This is a genomic window from Providencia sp. CIM-Carb-044 (assembly GCF_033901115.1).
GTDB classification, from domain to species: domain Bacteria; phylum Pseudomonadota; class Gammaproteobacteria; order Enterobacterales; family Enterobacteriaceae; genus Providencia; species Providencia hangzhouensis.
Genome location: NZ_JAXADV010000043.1, coordinates 1 through 1,486, shown reverse-complemented (window position 1 = coordinate 1,486; position 1,486 = coordinate 1). Strand labels below are relative to the sequence as shown.

The window sequence follows — 1,486 nt, the reverse complement described above, 5'->3', positions numbered from 1 at the left end:
GAAGTCGGCGAATATCTTGAACAGGAAGACAACCGGAATATCATCTTGCGTAATCCGCAGGGTAAACGCTTCTGGCGCCTGCCTTCGGCCAGCAAACATCATCTGGTCAACAATCCCTTCTTCCAGCAAATTCCCACAACGGGGATTGCGGATGTACTGCGCATGGTTGATCGTGACACCGGTTTCATTGACTGCTTCGCTCATGTGCTGGGTTCCCAATCCAGAAGCCGTTCCCATGAATATGACCTGTTGGCAATTCTGGTCGGCAATGCAACCAATCAAGGCATTTACGGCATGGCACAGATCTCTGATCGTACCTATGATCAGCTCAGCACTATCCAGGCGAACTATCTTCGCCTGGAAACATTGAATGCTGCTAACGACAACATCAATAACGCGACAGCCAAGCTACCCATCTTCCGGTACTACAACATCCAGGAAGATGTGATCCACGCCAGTGCCGATGGTCAAAAGTTCGAAGCCCGGCGCGAGACCTTCAAAACCCGTTATTCGTCGAAGTACTTTGGCACTCAAAAAGGTGTTTCTGCCATGACCTTGATCGCCAATCACGCTGCGATCAACGCCAGAGTGATCGGCGCCAACGAACATGAATCGCACTACATCTTTGATTTGTTGATGAGCAATACGTCAGACATCATTCCGGATGTGCTCTCAACCGATACCCATGGGGTGAACCATGTGAACTTCGCGTTACTGGATCTGTTCGGATACCAGTTTGCCCCACGCTATGCCCAGGTTGGCAAAGTGATCAATGACATGTTTGATGTCAAGGAAGACAAAGAACACCGAATTCAGCTGTGCTTAAAAAAGCCAATCAATACCCATCGTATTGCGCAGCACTGGGATACCATCCAACGGATTGCAGTATCACTTAAGCAGCGGAAAACAACGCAAGCCACCTTGGTGAGAAAGCTCTCGGAGTACAAGCGCAATCACCCGCTGCTGGAAGCCCTGACGGAATACAATCGCCTGGTGAAAGCGAATTATCTACTGTGCTACATCGATGATGCCAGTTTAAGAAACTATGTTCAGCGCGCGCTGAACCGGGGAGAGGCCTATCACCAACTGCGTCGGGCCGTGAGCAGCGTCAATGGGGATCAGTTCCGGGGCAGTTCAGACGAAGAAATCCAGCTATGGAATGAGTGCGCTCGCCTGGTCACCAATGCCATCGTTTACTTCAACTCCAGGATACTCAGCCAGCTGTTGACCAGCTTCGAATACCAAGGAGATACCAAGAGAATAGATATCGTCAAACAGGCATCCCCTGTGGCCTGGCACAACATTAACCTCAAGGGGACTTACCACTTCGAATTGAGCGAAAAATTGCCAGATCTGGAGGAGCTTATGCGCTCAATCGAGGGATATTTACCCGTCAGCGAAAAGTAATACCCCTCTGGAGGCCACGGACGGCGCGGCCTCCAGAGCACTTTGTCGTTTTTGGACGGAAAATCCCTAGAACCCCTTT

At 50.4% G+C, this 1,486-nt stretch carries 1 pseudogene; it reads left to right on the top strand.

The annotated features are described in order from the left end of the window. A pseudogene (locus tag SJ312_RS23070) lies at positions 1 to 1,407 on the top strand (Tn3-like element IS3000 family transposase); the annotation flags it as partial. Positions 1,408 to 1,486 lie beyond the last annotated feature (79 nt).